General features: G+C 65.4%; 20 protein-coding genes. 5 read left to right on the forward strand and 15 right to left on the reverse strand.

What is annotated here, in order from left to right; all coding sequences use genetic code 11:
- Nucleotides 1–131: 131 nt before the first annotated feature.
- Nucleotides 132–380: a hypothetical protein gene (locus AB4879_RS13600; protein ID WP_370507998.1), complete on the reverse strand. Its 249-nt coding sequence runs from the start codon at nt 378–380 to the stop codon at nt 132–134.
- Nucleotides 381–431: 51 nt separating this feature from the next.
- Between AB4879_RS13600 and AB4879_RS13605 the strand changes: the two genes are divergently transcribed.
- On the forward strand, nt 432–575 hold the full coding sequence (locus AB4879_RS13605; RefSeq protein WP_370507999.1) for a hypothetical protein: 144 nt from the start codon (nt 432–434) through the stop codon (nt 573–575).
- A 262-nt stretch (nt 576–837) separates the two neighbouring features.
- Here the strand turns inward: AB4879_RS13605 and AB4879_RS13610 are convergent, their stop codons facing one another.
- From AB4879_RS13610 to AB4879_RS13640, 7 genes are all read right to left on the reverse strand, one after another.
- Nucleotides 838–1,092 carry a hypothetical protein gene (locus tag AB4879_RS13610; RefSeq protein WP_370508000.1) on the reverse strand — a complete coding sequence of 85 codons (255 nt, stop codon included), beginning with the start codon at nt 1,090–1,092 and terminating at the stop codon, nt 838–840.
- 1 nt (nt 1,093) lies between these two features.
- A complete protein-coding gene (locus tag AB4879_RS13615; protein WP_370508001.1) occupies nt 1,094–1,345 on the reverse strand; it encodes a hypothetical protein in 252 nt (83 codons plus the stop codon).
- 216 nt (nt 1,346–1,561) lie between these two features.
- On the reverse strand, nt 1,562–2,419 hold the full coding sequence (locus AB4879_RS13620) for a hypothetical protein (RefSeq protein ID WP_370508002.1): 858 nt from the start codon (nt 2,417–2,419) through the stop codon (nt 1,562–1,564).
- Nucleotides 2,420–2,744: 325 nt separating this feature from the next.
- Nucleotides 2,745–2,951, reverse strand: coding sequence for a helix-turn-helix transcriptional regulator (locus AB4879_RS13625; RefSeq protein WP_370508003.1), 207 nt, complete (start codon nt 2,949–2,951; stop codon nt 2,745–2,747).
- 187 nt (nt 2,952–3,138) lie between these two features.
- Nucleotides 3,139–4,281, reverse strand: coding sequence for a tyrosine-type recombinase/integrase (locus AB4879_RS13630; RefSeq protein WP_370508004.1), 1,143 nt, complete (start codon nt 4,279–4,281; stop codon nt 3,139–3,141).
- Between the two features lie 288 nt (nt 4,282–4,569).
- Nucleotides 4,570–5,331 carry an SPW repeat protein gene (locus AB4879_RS13635; protein WP_370508005.1) on the reverse strand — a complete coding sequence of 254 codons (762 nt, stop codon included), beginning with the start codon at nt 5,329–5,331 and terminating at the stop codon, nt 4,570–4,572.
- A gap of 223 nt (nt 5,332–5,554) precedes the next feature.
- A complete protein-coding gene (locus tag AB4879_RS13640; protein ID WP_370508006.1) occupies nt 5,555–6,064 on the reverse strand; it encodes a hypothetical protein in 510 nt (169 codons plus the stop codon).
- Nucleotides 6,065–6,147: 83 nt separating this feature from the next.
- Between AB4879_RS13640 and AB4879_RS13645 the strand changes: the two genes are divergently transcribed.
- Both AB4879_RS13645 and AB4879_RS13650 read left to right on the forward strand, forming a co-directional pair.
- Nucleotides 6,148–7,326 carry a cytochrome P450 gene (locus tag AB4879_RS13645; RefSeq protein ID WP_370508007.1) on the forward strand — a complete coding sequence of 393 codons (1,179 nt, stop codon included), beginning with the start codon at nt 6,148–6,150 and terminating at the stop codon, nt 7,324–7,326.
- 96 nt (nt 7,327–7,422) lie between these two features.
- Entirely contained in the window at nt 7,423–7,665 is a 243-nt protein-coding gene (locus AB4879_RS13650) for a hypothetical protein (protein WP_102806634.1), read from the forward strand.
- A 378-nt stretch (nt 7,666–8,043) separates the two neighbouring features.
- Here AB4879_RS13650 and AB4879_RS13655 read toward each other — a convergent pair whose 3' ends face one another.
- The 3 genes from AB4879_RS13655 to AB4879_RS13665 form a co-directional block, all read right to left on the reverse strand.
- Entirely contained in the window at nt 8,044–8,520 is a 477-nt protein-coding gene (locus AB4879_RS13655) for a hypothetical protein (protein ID WP_370508008.1), read from the reverse strand.
- Nucleotides 8,521–8,537: 17 nt separating this feature from the next.
- Nucleotides 8,538–10,376, reverse strand: coding sequence for a long-chain fatty acid--CoA ligase (locus AB4879_RS13660; protein WP_370508009.1), 1,839 nt, complete (start codon nt 10,374–10,376; stop codon nt 8,538–8,540).
- Between the two features lie 88 nt (nt 10,377–10,464).
- The gene (locus AB4879_RS13665; protein WP_370508010.1) at nt 10,465–10,923 is read right to left on the reverse strand and encodes an SRPBCC family protein; all 459 of its coding nucleotides are present in this window, start codon (nt 10,921–10,923) and stop codon (nt 10,465–10,467) included.
- A gap of 81 nt (nt 10,924–11,004) precedes the next feature.
- Between AB4879_RS13665 and AB4879_RS13670 the strand changes: the two genes are divergently transcribed.
- Nucleotides 11,005–11,739: a Clp protease N-terminal domain-containing protein gene (locus tag AB4879_RS13670; protein ID WP_370508011.1), complete on the forward strand. Its 735-nt coding sequence runs from the start codon at nt 11,005–11,007 to the stop codon at nt 11,737–11,739.
- A 58-nt stretch (nt 11,740–11,797) separates the two neighbouring features.
- On the opposite strand, the gene AB4879_RS13675 is transcribed toward AB4879_RS13670, so the two are convergent.
- Nucleotides 11,798–13,408, reverse strand: coding sequence for a GAF domain-containing protein (locus AB4879_RS13675; RefSeq protein ID WP_370508314.1), 1,611 nt, complete (start codon nt 13,406–13,408; stop codon nt 11,798–11,800).
- 454 nt (nt 13,409–13,862) lie between these two features.
- Here AB4879_RS13675 and AB4879_RS13680 point away from each other — a divergent pair, with 454 nt between their 5' ends.
- Nucleotides 13,863–14,507 carry an SRPBCC family protein gene (locus tag AB4879_RS13680; protein WP_370508012.1) on the forward strand — a complete coding sequence of 215 codons (645 nt, stop codon included), beginning with the start codon at nt 13,863–13,865 and terminating at the stop codon, nt 14,505–14,507.
- A 31-nt stretch (nt 14,508–14,538) separates the two neighbouring features.
- Here AB4879_RS13680 and AB4879_RS13685 read toward each other — a convergent pair whose 3' ends face one another.
- The 3 genes from AB4879_RS13685 to AB4879_RS13695 form a co-directional block, all read right to left on the reverse strand.
- Nucleotides 14,539–14,826 (reverse strand): hypothetical protein, encoded by a 288-nt coding sequence (locus AB4879_RS13685; protein WP_036338437.1) that lies wholly within the window; start codon nt 14,824–14,826, stop codon nt 14,539–14,541.
- A gap of 110 nt (nt 14,827–14,936) precedes the next feature.
- The gene (locus AB4879_RS13690; protein ID WP_370508315.1) at nt 14,937–15,296 is read right to left on the reverse strand and encodes a nitroreductase; all 360 of its coding nucleotides are present in this window, start codon (nt 15,294–15,296) and stop codon (nt 14,937–14,939) included.
- Between the two features lie 53 nt (nt 15,297–15,349).
- Nucleotides 15,350–16,720: a wax ester/triacylglycerol synthase family O-acyltransferase gene (locus AB4879_RS13695; RefSeq protein ID WP_370508013.1), complete on the reverse strand. Its 1,371-nt coding sequence runs from the start codon at nt 16,718–16,720 to the stop codon at nt 15,350–15,352.
- Nucleotides 16,721–16,801 lie beyond the last annotated feature (81 nt).

Genomic DNA, 16,801 nt, shown 5'->3' on the forward strand with positions numbered 1-16,801 from the left:
GTTGCGCGTAGCGCGCTCACGTCCAGGCCGGGACGTTTCTCACGGTATGCGGGGTTTTCCGTGGACGCCAGGATTGGCGCGCCGCATAATTGTGTTGCGCTGGAATCTATTTCAACAGCGCGCTGTGAATTTCAGTTCTCTTTGAGCCAGCGCAGTGTTTGTTCGGCGTCGGTGACGGTCGTTGTCGATGCGGTCGACCATGGCGTCGGTTCGGTGCCTTCGGGTGCGGGTGGGTCCATGCTGCGGGCGATGGCCCAAAATTTTGCGAGCTGTAAGCCTTCCCACGCGTCTAAAGCCATCTCCCGGCCCTTGCTTATCTCGGTGGGGGTGAACGGGCGGTGCCGGAAAACCTGGGCGGTAAAGGGATCGGGTGTGGTCATGACGGTGGCCTTCGGTTTCGTTTCACGGGGACTGGGAGTGGGGGTGGGGTTGTGCCGGATGCGGTGGCGCGCAACACGGTGTCGATGGTCGGGATGCGGGTCGCCCTGCGGGAGATGTCGACGATGGCGTACGGCTCGCCGTCGGTGGGTGCGGCGTTTTCGGCGTCGGCGCGGCTCGTGAAGTACCGCGCGTAGGCGTGTGGTTCATGTCGCCAGCCCGAATCGATCCACCATCGCACGAGGGCAAACGGTTCTGCCGGTGGTGGTGGTTCGGGTTCGTCGAGGGGTTCTAGCAGGCGTTCGGGGTTGCGGGATGCCTGTTGGTAGTGGGTTGCGCACAGGCCGTTTGTGTCTCGTGTGCGGTCGCATCCCTGGGCCGAACAGGTTTCGCGAGGTTTCGGTGGTTTTCGGCCGGGCCAGCGATCTTCGCCGGGCGCCCCGGTTTCGTGTCGCACGTTCAGCTGCCGTCGAGGATGCGGAGCACCTTGGCCTCAGTCAGGCCAGCCGCTGCCGCGATCTCTGCGACGGTGGCGCCTTCGTCAGCCAGGTCGATGATGGCGGCGTCGCGGGACTCGCGCGCAGCTTCCCAGCGTTCCCGGCGGCCGGCGCTTTCGGCGGTTTCACGCTGCTGCGATAGCGCGCTGGACCTTTCGGGTTTGCGGGGTTGGGCAACCATTGTGTCGACGAACGGCAGCGGCGACGACAGGGCCATGTCAGACCTCCCAGTCGGCGGGTGGTTCCGGTGGCGGCGTGAGCGCAGATAGGCCGTCGATCAAAGTTGCCGCTTCGGCTCTGGTCAATTCCGTGGTGCTGTCGATGCGCCGTTCGCAGGCGATTTCGAGGAACCTCAGGCGCCGGTCGCGGGCCTCGGAGTCCCGGCCGGGGGAAACATGCTCGCGCAGAAGGGCCTGCAGGAACCGCAGCTGCGGTTTGGTGATCAGCGGCACCTGGTCGGGACTAGGCATGGTCGTCACCGCCCTTCCGGTGCGATGGCGCGAAAAAGCTGTCCAGCCCCGCAATGCGTTCGCCCGGCTCTAGTTCCTGCTGACATTGCAGATGTGTTCTGCGTCCAAGCCGATCCGTTTGTCCAAGCAAGACGTCCTCGCCGCACACCCAACACCGCAGCTGGTCCGGGTGAATCCGCCGCTGCTGCTGCGCCGCGGCGGCTCGTTTCTTCGCCATCAGTCGTCTGCCCCCGTTGGCGGCAGGGCACCCTGCGGCGGTCCCGGCAGCTGCCCGAGGATTTGCGCCGTGGTTCTGGCCCGGCTGGGATCGCTGTACAGGCGCCGCAGGCCCGCTTCGTGCGCCTCGGCTCTCGCTCCCTGCGGAATCGCCTTGTCCACAACGGCCTGCCGGTGCCGGTATTCGGCCCCGATCGCGGAGTAGTTCCACCGGTCGTTGATCCGGCGTTGATCCCCACATCCCGGGCAGCTCTCACCCTTCGGGCCTTCGGGCATGTGTTTGGGGCAGAAAAGATCCGGCGGCGTGATGTCACCGAGCGGAGCTGCGAGCACATGCCCCGCGGGGGCGCGGGCGCCTTCTCCCTGTTCGTCTAGTTCTTCCCTTAGTTCTTCAACAGAAGAGGAAGAAAGTGCGGAATCGCAACACCCCTGTTGCGAATTCGCACCGGGGTGTTGCGAATTCGCACCACCCCGTTGCGATTTCGCACTTTGCAGGTCGGGACTGATGCGATTTCGCACTCTGCTGGTCAGGGGTGGTGCGGAATCGCACTTTGCAGGTCGGTACGCCCGGGTCTGCACACCGGCGGCGCTTCTCGGTTGACAGGCCAATAACGCGCCGGATTCAACGAGTGCCACCATGATCCGGCCGACGCTGTACTTGCCCATGCCACCGAGCGCCGCAGCACCAATCTCGGTATAGGTGGCCTGCCACCACATCTCGCCGTCGATGAGGATTCGGCCGCTGCGTTCCCCCGGGAGGTCAAGCACATACCGCACAAGCGCGAGCACCAGCGCACCGGCGGGACCGTGCTCCCCAACGTCGGACCCCACCACCCGTAGAAACGTCGGCGGCTTCATGCGGTAATCCCGGTGCTGTGGATCCGGCATGGAGTGCCTGGTTCACTGACCCGGGCGCGGCAAGGATGGCCCTCCTTGGTCGGCCGGCCGCAGCGATTCCATATGCGATCGAGAGTCGAGTGCGGCAACGGGCCTGGCTGCTCGTGCACCGGACTGAGGTAGCCGGTGTTGGCGGTTTCAGGCAGGTCCAGCTGGACCAGCCAAAACGACTCAACGCCATCCGGGCCTATGGCGCTGAAAGCGGCCCAACCATCTAAACCGTGCTCGCACAAACAGATCGCGTTCGACGGGTCGACGATGGGCCGGTCCGTCGGCCCCGGCCCCGTCACGAGACTCGCCGACCACCCGTCGGCGTCATCGCTGCGTCAACCTCGTTGAGGTCGAATCGCGCGGTCCTACTGCCCGGCAGGTTGTACTGCGTCAGGCGCCCTTCTGCGACCATGAGGCGCACCGCGCGAGTGGTCACGCCGAGGTGATTGGCGACGTCGTTCTGAGTGACCCAGATGCGTCGGGTCGGCAGCACTTTGGGCATCGCGAAACAGCCCCCTTCAAGGGATGTTTCGACTTGCCACGGGCCGAGTTGTCACGAACAGGGGGCCGCACGTCAACGCGTGCGTTGTGAGAGTCGTTGCTCGCCCGGTTATTGCTTGGCCGGGCATCCTGTCCATTGAGTTGTCGGAGCAGAAGCTAGCAGCTTCCCGGTCGTTCCTAGCGCATCCTCACGGCGTGTCGGTGACTAGCTTTGACAGGGCTGCCGCTATCCGCTTGTCGGCGTTCTCGGCGGTGTGTTGATATCTCAGCGCCGCCGCCGGGGTCGAATGTCCAAGTCTGCTCATCAATTCCGCGAGCGTTGCACCGGTCTGTGCCGCGAGGACCGCGCCGGTATGGCGTAGATCGTGGAACCGGAGATCCGGCCGACCGGCAGCCTCACGGGCCTTGTAGAACCTGCGGTAGAGCGTGCTGGGCGCGAGGTGCCCGCCGCCCTCGGCGGGGAACAGCAAGGCTTCTCCCCCGGGTTCGGTGTACTCCACGAGGTGATCTTTCAGCGCCGGTATCAAGTGGGGCGGGATCGCCACGTCACGGGATCCGGCAACAGACTTGGGGGCGCCGGTCTCGAATCCGCTTTCGGTGCGCACAACACCCCGGCGGACCCGGATTACAGCGTCGTCCAAGTCGATGTCCTTACGCTGCAGCTCGGTTAACTCTCCGAACCGCAAGGCGGTCCACGCCGCCAACAGGATCATGGCCTTGTACCGCGCCGGTTCGATTGCGTCGACCAGCTTCGCGAGTTCATCAAGGGACGCCGGGCGGATCGTGACTGCCCGCTCCACCGACCCGGCCCCCCGGATCGTGCACGGGTTCGTGGGGATCTTCCCGTCAGTGACAGCGGTCCCCATGATGGTGCGCAACAACCCATAGGTATGCGCGCGCAGAGTCGGGGCTTTCTTGTCGAGCTTCGCGTACCACGCCCGTACGTCGTCGGCAGTGATCGACCGCAGCGGCATCCCACCGATGGGCTTATCGATGATGCTGTTGTCGAGGATCTTCCGGTAGTGCTCGGCGGTGCGCGTCTTGAGGTCACGTTGCTCTAGCCACGTGTTCGCATACGTCTTGAGAGTCAATGTCTTGGCGCCCGGCGCGACCGCTGCCGAATCCTCCGGGGGCAACCACTTGCCCCGGATGATGTCCGCCTCCACGGTTGACAGGAACTTGCGCGCCTCCCGTTTTGTCCCGAACGTCGTCGGCCCTGTGTACCGACGCCCCTTCGAGCCGTCCGGGCCAAAATACTTCGCCTGCCACCGCCCGCTGGGCAGCTGCGCAACGCTCCCGAACGCTCCCCGATCCTGGTTGCGACGCGTCACTGTGTGGCCTCCTGCGTGGACTGCCGTAGACTCCCCGTGGACTCGTGGGGGTTCCTCAGCGTACCTCGCGGTTCCTCACGGTTCCAGACTTTTTTCGCGTGTCTGCAGGTGAGAACACTTCCATTGCAGGTAAGCGGTGGTTTCAGCAAACCCCAAGTCACTGGTTCAATCCCAGTATCGCGCACCACGATTGATGCACTCTGGATCCTCGCGTCCGAAACCCTGAAGCGCGGCCGACCGTTGCGGGCCGAGACGGTCACCACCGAATCCCGGGCCGCATCGGCAGCGTTACGGGAATTGTTTCCGGTATTGCGCGGCCGAATCATCGCGGACAGCGGTGGAGAAGTCCATGCGCTCGTCTCGCAGGTAACCAGCGATGCCAAGCGCTGCGGCGAGTCCACCGGCCACCCAGGCCGTCCAAGCAGTGCTCTCCCCGGTGAATCCAGCTGCCCACGGCGACAAGAGCAGCGCGAATCCCACGATGGCGAGTGTCAGGAAATCGTGGGTAGGTTCCGACGCGAGCAGCGACCAAACCGCGACCACAGCGATCATGCCGCCAAGACCGACGGTCACCGCGGTCCCGGCTGCGCTCGACCGGAAGACAAGAGCTAACAGCACGGTCGCGACGCTCACACCCAACGCCAGCCGACCGATCAGGTAGCTCCAGGGGTGCCGAAGCCGTTGGCTGTCGCCCAACTCATTGACTCCGTACTCGGTCGGCGTTTTGTCATGAAGCCAGCCGACGCCGCCGAGGATTGTGGCCAGGCCGCCGGCCACCCAGCACGTCCACGACGCTCCCTGGTCATAGTTGAAGCCGTTGCCGATGAACGGAGCGACGAACATGGCCAGGCCGACTACGAGTAAGCCCCAATGGTCGGGAGCTCGGTTGTGGGCGAGCACCGACAGCGCCCCGAAGAAGGCGATGAACGATCCGAAACCGAACGCGAATCCCTGCCCGATTTGAGTCGAACTGACCACAAACGCCGACACCGCCGCGCAGACGCCGATGCCTACTGCCACCCAGCCGATCCACCGCTCTGAACTAGTCATAACCTCAACCAACACCCGTTGCCTACAGGGCGGGTAGGGCATTTCGGCCATAGTTCCGGGTGCGCTCGCAACCGTGTGCGGCAGGCGGCAGTCAGCCGCCCGGCCGCGGCGCGCGAAGCAGGTCAGCAACGCACGGACCGGGCTCACCCCGCGCCCGTTGTGAATTCTGTTCGCGGGCTTGCCGATACGGCGTTATCGCCGGGCCGGTCTCGATCCGGACCTGCTAAGCGCGCTCAGCCGTCATGTTCATATCGACAGTGCCCTGGCACGCGCCGCTGATGATCTCGGTGTGCATGGTGCCGGATAGGGATCCGTCAGCTTGCGGGGTGTACCGCACCTCAGCGTGGGCCGGGTTCCACTGGACCGTCTCGTCGGGCATCAGGCACTGCCATTGAAAGTCGCTGGCTTGCGTCCACGATGACCCATCCCAGGTGAACTGAACGGGCTGCGGAACAGTCGGATTGCTCGGCGGAGGACCGCTCGTGATCGTGGCGGTGCACTTGTCATTCGTGCAATTCGATTGGAAGCCATAGGTTTCGGTGTGCTGTTGTTCGGGCTGACCGGCGGCCATACTCGTTCCGGCTTTGGGTCCGACGATGAAGGTGATCGCGTACTCGCCGTTCCAGGATGCCGAGTCGGCGGAGGCAATCGGGGCGAGCCAGACCGCGATCGCCGCCGGCGCGGCGAACAACCCGGCGACGGTGCTCAAGCTGCGACGATTGGTGTGAGCCATCGCTGAATACTAAAGCCGAGGCAAACAAGACCAGTAGTCTTAAAAATGGTCCGCACCGTCGCGGTCAGTCGTACGCTCCCAGCATGACCGCCACCGCCCAGCTGCCGTTCCGTCAGAGCCACCCGCTGCGCTCCCCCGACGACCTTCTCGCGCTGCAGGGCACCGGGCCGATCCACAAAGTCCTGACCGCCGTCGGCGACGAGGCGTGGCTGGTCACGGGGTACGCACTCGTGCGCAGCCTCATGGACAACGAACTCCTCGGCCGCACCCACCGCGACCCCGCGAAGGCCCCGCGCAGCCGCACCTCGGCGCTGTTCGGCGGCCCGATCGGCGATTTCGATTCCGAGCCGACCGACCACGCCCGTATGCGCCAACTACTGCAGCCGCACTTCGGTCCCCGGCACATGCGCACCCTGCAGCCGAAGGTCGAAGGTCTGTGCGCGGCCCTACTCGACGACATGCACCGCCACGGGCCGCCGGCCGACCTGTTGACCAGCCTGGCCCAGCCACTGCCCATCTTGGTGATCTGCGATCTGCTCGGCGTCCCGTACGCCGACCGGGACCGCTTCCGCCTCTGGGTGGACGACGCCGCGTTCTCCCCCGACGACGACGTCTCCCTCAAGGGGCTCGAGTCGCTGCTCGGCTACGGCATGGAACTGGTCGGCGCCAAGCGTGCGAACCCGGACGATGACGTCATCTCCCGTCTGTGCGACGAGCCCGACCTGGCCGACTTCGAGATCGCCACGCTGGCGATGCAGCTACTCTTCGCCGGTCACGAGACGACCGTGACCCAGATCTGGGTGGGGTGCCTGCTGCTGCTGAGCAATCCCGACCAGTGGCAGACCCTGCTGCACAACCCGGACCTCATCCCGAAGGCCGTCGAGGAAGTCCTGCGCGCCGGCATGACCGGCGGCGTCGGCGTCCCGCGCTATGCCCGCGCCGACATCGACGCCGACGGCGTGACGATCCGGGAGGGAGATCTGGTCCTGCTCGACCCGGGAGCGGCCAACCACGACCCCGAGGTCTTCACCGATCCCGACCGGCTGGACCTCAACCGCAGCGGCGCGGCCCACGTCGGCTTCGGCTACGGCCTGCACTACTGCCTCGGTGCGGCGCTGGCCCGACTGGAACTCAAGACCGTCTACTCCCAGCTCATTCCCCGCTTCCCCACCCTGGCGCTGTGCGCTGATCCGGCGACGATGACCGCCGGCTTTCATTCCCTGTCCCACGGACTTGTCGAACTACCGGTGACATGGGGATAAAGCCCTGAGATCGATCCTGCGGGAACGCTTCCTCGTGCCTGTGACAGTGCTGTCTGGTCCCCCACGGGTCGCCGCCGATCCGCTACGGTCCGCGCTATGCGGGGGTCAACCAGGGTCATCAGAAAACTGAAACGCCGGACCAGCGTCGCCGGGGTGATCGTCGCCTGCGCCGCGGTCGTCGTCGCGGCCATTGCGGTCGCGGCGGTCTTCTTCTACAAGCCGACGCCACCTCCGGACCTTCACAGCGTCTCGACCACCGCGCAAACGACTGCCGCCCCGCCCCCGGCGCCTGGACCGGCCCCCATGCCGGTCACCGCCACCAAAGCGCCGACACATTGAGGCACCGCCGCCGCACACACTCTTACCAAATCGTCAATATTTCTGTCGAAGTCGGCCGCCGGCCACCGCAGGTGTCGTACATTTCTGACGACGCTGAGAACACAGCCGACCGGTCGGGGCCCGGTAGCGCAAACACACCGAATGCCGACCGTCACAAGCGGGTCTCCAGGGGTGGGTTACGCGAAGTGGCCACCCCCTTGGGCCACCGGCCCCCCGCCCCTGGGGACCACTTGGCCCACAAGCCGACGTCGACGCCGGTCCGGCCGACGCCGTCGTGAGCACATCGCCCGGTGACACATCACTGCGACCGAGTGCGGAGAACCAGTCCACGGCCCTTGCTGGCGAAGACGTCCTACACCGCCAGCCGAAACAGTGGTCTCACCCCAGTCCCGGCGGCTGATCCTCGGACCACAGACAGTCACCGTTCATCGTGATGGTGAAAAGCTTCGGTAGCACGTCGAGGTGCAGGGGTTGACCCGACTCGCCGGGCGAATGCACCACGGGCGCTAACTCTCCCGGACCGATCACGGTCACCTGATCGGCACTGCATACCGCGGACGGGTCCAGCGGAGCGGCGGTCCACTGCCCCGAACGCAGGTTGGGATTGCGAAATCCCTGACCGTGCAACGTGATTCCAGCACCGTAGCTCAGCCAGCGACTGGCCGGATCGAACGGGGCGAGCACCGGGGCCCACATGCCCGTTGCCTGGCAGACGAGAAAATCGCCGACGTCCGGCAGCCGGGTCATCACGTCCGTCAGCTCGGCCGGGCATGACGCGCCGGGCTGCGGCACCGGGACGTCCGCCCGCGCGGGCGCCACGCCGAACGACAACGCGGCCGTGGCGGCCAGCAGCACGCCGCAACGCCACACGGTCAGCCGTATAGCTCGTCGATGTTGTCGTGGAAGTTCTCCACGACCGCCTTGCGCTTGAGCTTCAGGCTCGGCGTCAAATCGCCTGCCTCGACAGTCAATTCGCGGTCAATGATGGCGAAGCGCTTGACCTGTTCCCACCGGTTCAGGTGCTTGTTCAGGGTTTCCACGTACCCCTCGATCATTTCCCTGGTCTTCTCGTCCCGAGCGACTTCCTCGAAGGTCTTGCCCTCCATGCCGTTGCGATCCGCCCACTCGGTGATGGCCTCCGCGTCGAGGCTGACCAGCGCGACACAGTACGGCTTGCCCTCGCCATAGATGATGATCTCGCTCGCGAACGGACAGATGCCCTTGAACGCCGCCGAGATTGCCGAGGGCGCAACATATTTGCCCTGCGACGTCTTGAACATGTCCTTCTTGCGGTCGGTGATCCGCAGATAGCCCTCGGCGTCGAGTTCGCCGATGTCGCCGGTGTGGAACCATCCGTCGGCGTCGATGGCCTCCGCAGTCGCCTCGGGTAGGTCGTGGTAGCCGCTCATCACGCCCGGCCCCTTGAGCAGCACCTCGCCGTCGGCGGCGATCTTGACATCGGTGTACGGCAGTGTCCAGCCGACCGTCCCAAACCGATAGGCATGCAGACGGTTCAGCGAGGATGCCGCGGACGTCTCGGTCAGGCCGTAGCCCTCCAGCACGATGGCCCCGACGGCATCGAACCACTGCGCGATGTCGCGGTCCAGCGCGGCCGAGCCGGAGATGAAGAACCTCAGGCGGCCACCGAACCGCTGCCGGATCGTGTTGAACACCAGCTTGTCGGCGAGTTTGTGTTGTAACGCCAGCAGTGGTCCGACCCGGTGACCGGCCTGCCGGGCGCGCGAAACCTGCAGGCCCACGTCAGTGGCCCAGTCGAAGAGCCGCTTCTTGACGCCGCCCTCTTCGACCATCGTCTCGGTGATCCGGCCGTGCACCTTCTCGAAGATCCGCGGTACCGCACCCATGAACGTCGGCTTGATGATCGCCAGGTTCTCGACGATCTTGTCCACCCGGCCATCGATGACGGTGGGGAAACCCATCACCAACGGCATGGCCAGCATCACCTTGCCGAACGAGTGCGCGAGCGGCAGCCACAGATAGTTGAGGTCCTTGTCGGACAACACCTGCAGCGAATCCAGCGCAGCGGCGGTGTAGGTCCACGCCTCGTGATGCAGGCGCACACCTTTCGGCTTGCCGGTGGTGCCGGAGGTGTAGATCAGGGTGGCCAGCTGCTCGGGCGGGATCGCGTCGATCCGCTCGGTCACCGCGGTGGGGTTGTCGGCCAGGAGTTGCTTGCCCAGCTGCTCGAGATCCTCGAGGGTGATCACCCAGTCGTCGTCGCTCGTGCCGTCGATGATCACCACCTTCTCGACAGCGGGCAGGTCGGCACGGTTGGCAGTCAGCTTGTCGACCTGAGACTGGTTCTCCGCCACGACAACGCGACTACCGGAGTTGGCGACGATGAACGCGGTGTCTTCGGCGTTGGTGCTCGGATAGACCGTTGTCGTGGCCGCACCCGCGGACAGGATGCCGAAGTCGACGACCACCCACTCGTAGCGGGTTCCCGCCGCCAGTGCCACCCGGTCCTCGGGGTTGATGCCGAGGGCGATCAGCCCCGCGGCAATCAACTCGACCCGTTCACCGACCTGCTCCCAGGTGACACTGGTCCACCCGTCGTTGTCGGGATACCGGAACGCCTCGGTGTGGGGGGTGGCCGCGACGCGATCGAGGAACATCCGTGGCACCGACGGCGCCCGGTTGTCGATTTTGCTCACGTCGGGCCGCTCGTCGGACTTGCGCGGGCCTGCCATGGCGCGAGTTTATGTCGCCTCGCGCCGCCCGTGGCGGAATCGGGAAGCCCGGACCGAGCGATTCCCTGCCGCCGGCCGAACGGCCGGGCTAGTTCGGGTCGAATTCGGCCGGTTCGCGATCCGCGGCGAGGTTCGCCAGCCGCCAGGTGGATTCGTGGTTTCGGGGCCAGAACCCGAGGAGTTGTAGCCGGTCCGGCAAGAACCTTATCGGCCCCTCCACCGCCACCTCCGCCATCTCCACTCGGCAGCCACCCTCGATATCGTTGAGCCGCAGAGTGATTCGTGCTGCGCCAGCTGGGCCGAGCCGTGCCAGTAGTACCAGTTCCTCCTGCGGCGTGCAGCGCAGCACCACGGTCTCGTCGTTGATCACCGCCGGCCAGACGCCGATCGAGTGCAGGATTCGCGCGCCCGGCGCCGGCCAGTCGGCGTCGACCGCGCGCATCCGACTGTTACCGACCACCCATTGCGAGTAGGTCCACCCGTTGGCCAGCACTTCCCAGACTCGTTCCCGTGGCGCGTCGATGTCACGCGTAACGCTCGTTGGCATGGTGTGCGGGTACCCGCTCCGTTGGATGCGAACCGTCAACCCATGGTTGACGAAGCTCATCCGTCAACCTATGGTTGACGGATGGAAGAACCAGCCCGGATTGCCTACCCGATCCGACTCGACGACCTGATCGACGGCATCAAGCGGGGCCACACCAACGCCCTCGACCAACTTGCCGACGCAGTGCTGACCGCGGAGGCCCTCGGTGACCTCGCCGACCACCTGATCGGGCATTTCGTCGACCAGGCCCGCCGGTCGGGCGCCTCGTGGACCGACATCGGCAAGAGCATGGGAGTCACCAAACAGGCGGCACAGAAGCGTTTCGTGCCCAAGATGACCAACCTCGACGCCGCCGATCTGGACCCCGCCCAGGGGTTCGCCCGGTTCACCCCGCGAGCCCGCGGCGCCGTCGTCGCAGCCCAGAACGCGGCCCACGGGGCCGGAAATGCCGAGATCACGCAGGACCACCTGCTGCTCGGATTGCTGACTGATCCGGCCGCACTGGCCACTCCCCTGCTGCGTGCCCAGCAGATCACCCCGGACGCCCTGCGAGCTGCCATCGTTCTGCCACCGCGGACGGACGACGTACCGGCCCTGATTCCGTTCGACTCCGGTGCCCGCAAAGCTCTGGAACTGACCTTCCGCGAAGCACTTCGCCTGGGCCACAACTACATCGGCACCGAACACATGCTGCTCGCACTACGCGAAGCCGAGCAGGACGGCGGCACGTTGCACCGGGTCGGATTCGACAAGGCCCGCGCCGAGGCCGACATCGCCGAGATGCTCGCCGCGATCACGCCGACCAAGGAGTCTTGAGCACGGCCCGGATACGATCTCTGTAATACACAGTCCCGCAATCTAACTGGATGATCCGTCATTCCGAGGTGAGCGGAGCCTTCCACACCAATTTCGTTCCGCCGCTCTCAGCGTCGGACAGAGTGAAGATCCCGCCCGCCGACTCCGCGCGCCGGGCGAGGTTACGTAGACCACTGCTGCGTCTGTTGTCCGCTGGAATCCCCTTGCCGTTGTCGGTGACCATGATCGTCAGGTCATCACCGACCGCGACGCTCACCGTGATCTCCGCGGCGCCCGAGTGCCGGACCGCATTACTCAAGGCCTCGGTGACCACCGCTTCGGCGTTGGCGGCGAGGTCGGGGCTGAGAATGCTCAGTGGGCCGCTGAGGCTCAGCGAAGCGGCGACGTCCCGGTTGTTGGTCAACTGCTCGAACACGTTGTGAATCCGCGCGGCCAATCCACCACTCGAATCGACCGGATGCTGCAGATTGAAGATGGTCGACCGGATCTCGGTGATGACGGCCTGCAGCTCATCGATCGACCGCGATAGCCGCTGGGCCATCTCGGGATCTCGGGTCCGGGCGATCACCCCCTGCAGGTCCAGCCCGACCGCGAACACCCGCTGGATCACCTGGTCATGGAGGTCATGGGCAATGCGCTCCCGTTCGGTGAGCAGAGCGAGCTCAGCTGTATAACGCCGGGCCCGGGCAATCGTCAGCGCGATAGCTGCGTGGCCGGCGAAATCCCGCACCAGGTCAAGATCTTTGGCGCTGAAGCGTGGAGCGTTGACGTTCCGTGCGACGACAAGCACCCCGAGGCTGTGTCCATCTGCCCATAACGGCACGACGATCGCCGGCCGTTCACCGATGTCGGTGAACGACTGGATCGGTTTGCGGAACGTCTCGGTGATCACCGGCTCGCCGGAACGAAACACCGCGCCGCTGGTTGATCCGTCGACCGCAACGCGCTGGCCGAGAACATCGTCGGCATATCGACCAACCGCCGCTGACACCACGAGCGTGTCCACCTCGTCGTCAGGAAGGTCAGCATCCTCGGGAAAGAGCACGATGGCCTGCTCCGCCTCGGTGAGTTCGCACGCCCGCACCGCAATGAGCTGCAACGGCCTGAGGATAGGCTGCCCATCGGACAACACGGCTGCCGTGATCTCCCGACTCGCGCTGGTCCACAAGGCCGCGATCCGGGTGGCGTCGAACAGCTGGGCGTTGTCGATGGCGACCGCGGCCACCGACGCCAATGCGCGCCCGGTCACCTCGTCCGACTCGCTGAACGTGCGCCCGGGCCGATCGTCCGCGACGTACAGACTGCCGAACGCCTTGTCGTCGCGAATACGGATCGGAATACCCAGGAACGCGCGCATCGGCGGGTGCCCGTCGGGGAACCCCGCCGAGGCCGAATGTTGGGTCAGATCGTCGAGCCGTAACAGATCGGTCCGTTCCCGCAGCGCACCGAGGAGTCCCTTGCCGACCGGAAGATGACCGATCCGATCAACGGTGCGCTCATCTATACCGTCATGGACGAACGAGGTCAGCATGCCGTCGGGACCCCACACGCCGATGGCGCCGTAGCGCGCCCGGGTCAAGGTCAGCGCCGCACTGATGATTCTGTGCAGCGTCGGCTCCAGCTCGAGATCAGAGCTGATCTCGATCGCCAGTTGCAGCAGCAGTCCCATCTGGTCGCGGTCGGCGGCCAGCTCGTCGAGCTGATCATGAATCCGGCGCACATCCCCTGTGCGCTCCCGGCCGAACTGCGTCCCAGGCCTATTTTCGCTGATCAAACCCGTCCCTGCGCTTCCCGACGTGCATCTCCCGCATTGTGACAGTCCGATCTTGCTCGGGAAAGGGTGAGCGCCCACCACTTTGCGCAAAATGCCCGCACCGACGCCGACGACGCCACGGCAAAATCGTTGCTGAAAATATCTGGGCAACGCCGAGAAGGGGGCCGGCGCAGTCGATCGCAGTCGTCGGCCGGTTAGACCGTTGCCCGACAGGCGATCTGATCGTTCGCCCGTCGGCGGGCATGAGAGCTTGAAGTCCCGGCCGGCCGGGTCGTTCGTCGATGCCGATCGGCCACATCGAGGTCGACCGGCCCTACCGCGCCGGGACTCCCCGCCGCAGAGTTGAACCATGACAGCGATTGCTCGCCTGGGCGCAACTGCCGCAATCCTCCTCGCGGCCAGACAATTCTTCCGGAACTGGGGCACCACGAAAGCCGAGTGCGCGATGCCGCTGCCGGGCGACAGCCTGGTGGGTCAACCTGCGGTGGTGACGACCGAAGGGATCACGATCGACAGGCCGCCGGAGGCGGTGTGGCCGTGGCTCGTCCAGATCGGTCTCGACCGCGCTGGTCTGTACGCCTACGAAACGCTGCACACCCTGGCCGGGTTGGACTACCAGGACGCCGATCGGATCCACCCCGAATGGCAGCACCTCGCCGTGGGTGACACCGTCCGCCTGGCGCCCCGGGGATGGCTGGGCCTGGACGACGGCATCGTGGTGACGGTCGTTGAGATCCAGGCGGGGCGATCGATCGTCTTACGGACGGGAGGCGGCGATAGCTTCTGGGATGCGGTGTGGTCGCTGAACGTGGCGGGGCACGGCGACAACGGCACCCGACTGCTGATCCGCACCCGGGTGCCGTTGCGACGGCCCGGAGCCGTTGTAGGCGCCGAACTCATCGCGCCGCCAAAGGCCTTCGTGACGCGGGCCATCCTGCGGGGGGTGAAACATCGTGCGGAGAGTGAGCCCGCCCTGCCTGGTGATCCACCGTGACGCCCCCACGAAGAAACCCGCGCGGCGTCGCTCAGCGGTCGGCGTCGGACTTGGTCAGCGCGCGGTCTGCGGTGTTGAGCAGACTGCGGTGAAATTTGTACTGGGCAGAAACGAGGTCGTCGGCCAAATCCAGTGCAGCTTGCACGATCTTGTCGCGCAGCGGCTGAACGGATTCGGGGATTGCATCGTCCACCGCGTCACGGAACTTCCGCAACGCCTGTCCGGCCGCGTGCTGTCCCGCTTTGGCCGACTCATGCAACTCTTCGGTGAGATCAGCGGCGGGTGAATCAACGGTGGCCTGTTTCCCGGTTTCGGTCATGACACGAACTCCTTGCCTATTGGGACTGTGAGACAACACTATTGCGAGCAACCGGAGCCCGTACCGGCCAAAGGTCCCCTGCACCGGTGCAATAGTCCACGATCGCTCGCCTACTTCACCGTGACCTGAAGAAAGTCGTCGATACCGAAACGGTGGAAGGCCCGCCGGTGTCGCGGCGACAGCTTCGGTGCGGCCGAGGCCGCGTCGATGATCTCCGGAGTGATGACGTCATAGGTCCGGCCGCCGGAGGTGATCGTTGCCCGGCCCGCCGCGAGCACGTTGCGCAGCCAGTCGACGCCCGTGCCGTAGGGCAGCGGAATGATGAATCCATCCGCCACCGGATTGGCCACCACCGGGGTGACATAGCTCTTGCCCGTGGCCCGCCCAGTATGTCGAATAGCGCTGGCATACCAGTGTTTACGACCCGCCAGATGTAGCATTGCCGGATTCAGCACGTGCTTGTTGAACATGCGCACCCCGTCACGGAGCGAGGGTTGTGGTGTCACGGGTGCCTCCCAGAGGGCTAGCCGAGAGCTTTGGCCGCCGCGGACAACTGCGCGACCGCCTGCTCGATACCCCGCGCCAGCTCGTCGACGTCGGGAGCCGCGTCGTAGTCGGCGATGATGCCGAACACCAGACTGTCCGCATAGCTGAGAATGGCGATGCCGGTGCGAAGTTGGAGCGCAATGGGCGGAATCGGGAGCACACTGAGGACTTTTCGACCCAAGATCTTCGATCGTTGGCGCGGTCCAGGGACATTCGTGGCGACCGTCACGACGCCGCGTTGCGGCAATCGGGTCAGCGCCCGGACCGCCCACGCCGTCACCGGGAACGGCAGCAAACTGATCGTCGAGATGAGGGCGCTGCCGGCTTGGCGCTGCCCGCTGCCCTTCGCACTCGTCAGGCGGGCATGCACCTCGCGGAGCTGTTCGACCACATCGTCTTTCTCGACGGGGAGACGCGGAAGCATGATCGACACCCTGTTGTCGATCATCTCTCGCGCGTCGTTGGAGCGGATCGACACCGGCACCAGCGTCCGCAACGAGTTTTGTCGTGGCTGTTCGCCCCGTCGAACCAGCGCTGCCCGGAAACTGTCGGTGATCGCGGTCAGCGCAACATCGTTCACGGTGACACCGAATTCATGGCAGATCGCCGTCACCTCGTCGAGGCTCACCCGCGCAGCACTGTAACCGCGCATCTTGCGAAGGGGACCGGCCAGCGACGAGGGGCTGGCCGGGCGTAGCAAGCCACCGGTGATCTCGATGACGCCCTCGACAGCCAGCGATGCCGCGTTCGTCACGCCGACAGCGGTCTGCCACAAGCCCGATGCCCAATCCAGCGGATTCAGACTGACTCCTGCGAATCGGCCACGGTGATCTGTCGAGTCCTTGGCGGCGCGAATCTCGGTAGCGAACGTTTCGCCTTCCCCGTCGTCACTGAGCCCGGCGAACAGATGCATGGTCGCGATGCCGTCTGCGATGCAGTGGTGGATCTTCATCAAGACCGCCCACCGGCCGTCGGCCAGGCCCTCGATGATCCAGCACTCCCACAGCGGGCGGTCGCGGTCCAGGCGTCGCTCCATCACGTCGGCGGCGAACCTGTACAGAGACTGGTCGTCCCCCGGATGGGGCAGCGCCGCGCGGTGAATGTGATGGGAGAGATCGAAATTGGGGTCTTCCACCCATTCCGGGGGCTCGAGGTCGAGTAGATGCGTATGTACGACCTGCCGGAACCGGGGAACACTGAGAATCCGTTCGGCGACACTGTCCGCCAGGGACGCGAAGTCCGGCATGGGGCCTTCGATGACCGAGATACCGCCGACCGCCAAGCTCACATGCCGATCTGAGTCCTCGGCCTCGAGGAATCCGGCATCCAAGGTGGTCAGTTGTTCCACCACCATCACAATCCGCCCACCACAGCGGACCGGCAAGGGCACAAGGTCCCGGCCGTCGATGCCCAATGATCCCTATCAGGT

Origin of the sequence: Mycobacterium sp. SA01 (assembly GCF_041287105.1) — a bacterium.
Taxonomy (GTDB): Bacteria; Actinomycetota; Actinomycetes; order Mycobacteriales; family Mycobacteriaceae; genus Mycobacterium.

Bases quoted from the DNA above. Each gene is read 5' to 3' on its own strand.
- AB4879_RS13650 (WP_102806634.1), top strand. From the start codon at position 7,423: ATGCGGGGGTCAACCAGGGTCATCAGAAAACTGAAACGCCGGACCAGC.
- AB4879_RS13660 (WP_370508009.1), bottom strand. From the start codon at position 10,376: ATGGCAGGCCCGCGCAAGTCCGACGAGCGGCCCGACGTGAGCAAAATC.
- AB4879_RS13600 (WP_370507998.1), bottom strand. From the start codon at position 380: ATGACCACACCCGATCCCTTTACCGCCCAGGTTTTCCGGCACCGCCCG.
- AB4879_RS13635 (WP_370508005.1), bottom strand. From the start codon at position 5,331: ATGACTAGTTCAGAGCGGTGGATCGGCTGGGTGGCAGTAGGCATCGGC.
- AB4879_RS13685 (WP_036338437.1), bottom strand. From the start codon at position 14,826: ATGACCGAAACCGGGAAACAGGCCACCGTTGATTCACCCGCCGCTGAT.
- AB4879_RS13640 (WP_370508006.1), bottom strand. From the start codon at position 6,064: ATGGCTCACACCAATCGTCGCAGCTTGAGCACCGTCGCCGGGTTGTTC.
- AB4879_RS13610 (WP_370508000.1), bottom strand. From the start codon at position 1,092: ATGGCCCTGTCGTCGCCGCTGCCGTTCGTCGACACAATGGTTGCCCAA.
- AB4879_RS13690 (WP_370508315.1), bottom strand. From the start codon at position 15,296: ATGTTCAACAAGCACGTGCTGAATCCGGCAATGCTACATCTGGCGGGT.
- AB4879_RS13615 (WP_370508001.1), bottom strand. From the start codon at position 1,345: ATGCCTAGTCCCGACCAGGTGCCGCTGATCACCAAACCGCAGCTGCGG.
- AB4879_RS13675 (WP_370508314.1), bottom strand. From the start codon at position 13,408: ATGGGACTGCTGCTGCAACTGGCGATCGAGATCAGCTCTGATCTCGAG.
- AB4879_RS13665 (WP_370508010.1), bottom strand. From the start codon at position 10,923: ATGCCAACGAGCGTTACGCGTGACATCGACGCGCCACGGGAACGAGTC.
- AB4879_RS13620 (WP_370508002.1), bottom strand. From the start codon at position 2,419: ATGAAGCCGCCGACGTTTCTACGGGTGGTGGGGTCCGACGTTGGGGAG.
- AB4879_RS13670 (WP_370508011.1), top strand. From the start codon at position 11,005: ATGGAAGAACCAGCCCGGATTGCCTACCCGATCCGACTCGACGACCTG.
- AB4879_RS13680 (WP_370508012.1), top strand. From the start codon at position 13,863: ATGACAGCGATTGCTCGCCTGGGCGCAACTGCCGCAATCCTCCTCGCG.
- AB4879_RS13645 (WP_370508007.1), top strand. From the start codon at position 6,148: ATGACCGCCACCGCCCAGCTGCCGTTCCGTCAGAGCCACCCGCTGCGC.
- AB4879_RS13625 (WP_370508003.1), bottom strand. From the start codon at position 2,951: ATGCCCAAAGTGCTGCCGACCCGACGCATCTGGGTCACTCAGAACGAC.